The following is a 1,382-nucleotide window of genomic DNA, read 5'->3' as shown; positions in this document are numbered from 1 at the left end:
TGAAGCTTCTATGTCTCGTCAACCCCTGGTGTCGTTGCGGCGGCGTTGTTGAGGTGGCGGTAGAGGCGTCGGGCGAGGTAGCGCTTGATGCAGCGGCGGATTTCTCGGTCTGTCTTGCCTTCAGTGCGTCGCCGGTCAACGTAGGAGCGGGTCTGGGGGTGATGGACCATGCGGACCATGGCGATGACGTTCAGTGCGCGGTTGAGGCGCCTGTCGCCGCCGCGGTTGAGCCGGTGGCGGGTGGTGTTGCCCGAGGACGCGGGTATGGGATTCACGCCGGCGAGGGCGGCGAACGCGGCCTCGTCACGGACCCGCCCCGGGTGGGACCAGGCAACCAGAACGGTGGCGGCGGTGACGGGGCCGATGCCGGTTTCTCGGAGGAGGTCGGCGGCGGGGCTGGCCTCGACGAGCTCGCCGGTCCGGCGCATGTTGTCCGAGATCTCGGCGTCGAGGGTGAGGATCCTCTTGGCCAGCCGGACAGCCTCGGTGCGGGCGGTGGTGGTCGCGAGGTCTTCCTCGCGGGGGCGCCAGCGGGCGATCTCGCCGATTTTCTTTGCGCCGAGGGGACGCCGGGCATCGATGCCGAGGTCGGTGACGCGTACGAGGGCGGTCAGGGCGTTCACGGCCCGGGTCCGCTCGCCGGTGAGCTCGTCCCGGGCTGTGAGGAGGATCTGGGCCGCTGCTCGGACCCCCTCATCCATCCGAGGAGTGCGCAGCTGCTCTTCGTTGAGCGGAAGTACAGCTGCGGCGATGCGTCGGGCGTCGATCGGGTCGGACTTACCGACTCCACGCCGGCCGGTGCGGCCCATGTGGGCGGCTTCGGCCACCTGGTAGCCGGCGAGTGCCGTCTGGCGGGCGATCTGGGCCCCGTAGCTGCCGACGCCCTCGATGACCCACAGGGCACCAAGGTCCCCGCCGGTTCGGCGTCCGGCCCAGGCGATCGCACGGGCTCTGCCGGCGTGGGTGTTGGGGAAGGTCTCCGTGCCCAGGTGCTCGCCGTTACCGGTGAGAACGGCGTAGGTGTGGGTCCTGGCGTGGGTGTCGACGCCGATGACGAACGAACGCGTGTGGCCGACAATGGTGTTCACGCGATCAGGATTCCTCTCCGTGAGACGGTGATCCCGGTCGCCGTGGACCGGTGCCGTGCCCGGGAGAGGTCACTTCGAGGCAGAACTGTGACGGGCCACGACCCCTTGGGGTCGGGCGGGCTTCTATCAGGCCACCGAGGTGGGCCGGGTCGGCGCCGGCCACCCGCCGCAGTCGGACAGTTCATTCGCAAGGCACCCATGGGGGCCATCGTTGTCACGAGTCACGACTGCGGTGGAGCGACCGACGCCAACCCTGCCAGCCGGTCCCGGACCAGCCACCCAAAAGACTCACAG

Annotated in this window: 1 protein-coding gene; it reads right to left on the bottom strand. The window is 69.5% G+C overall.

The features are described 5' to 3' along the window. Window positions 1–8 precede the first annotated feature (8 nt). On the bottom strand, window positions 9–1,088 hold the full coding sequence (locus ABH931_RS39630) for an IS110 family transposase (protein ID WP_370124848.1): 1,080 nt from the start codon (window positions 1,086–1,088) through the stop codon (window positions 9–11). Window positions 1,089–1,382 lie beyond the last annotated feature (294 nt).

This window comes from Streptacidiphilus sp. MAP12-33 (genome assembly GCF_041261265.1).
Lineage (GTDB): Bacteria > Actinomycetota > Actinomycetes > Streptomycetales > Streptomycetaceae > Streptacidiphilus.
The sequence above is the reverse complement of the archived record's forward strand: the minus strand, read 5'-3'. Positions and strand labels throughout refer to the sequence as shown.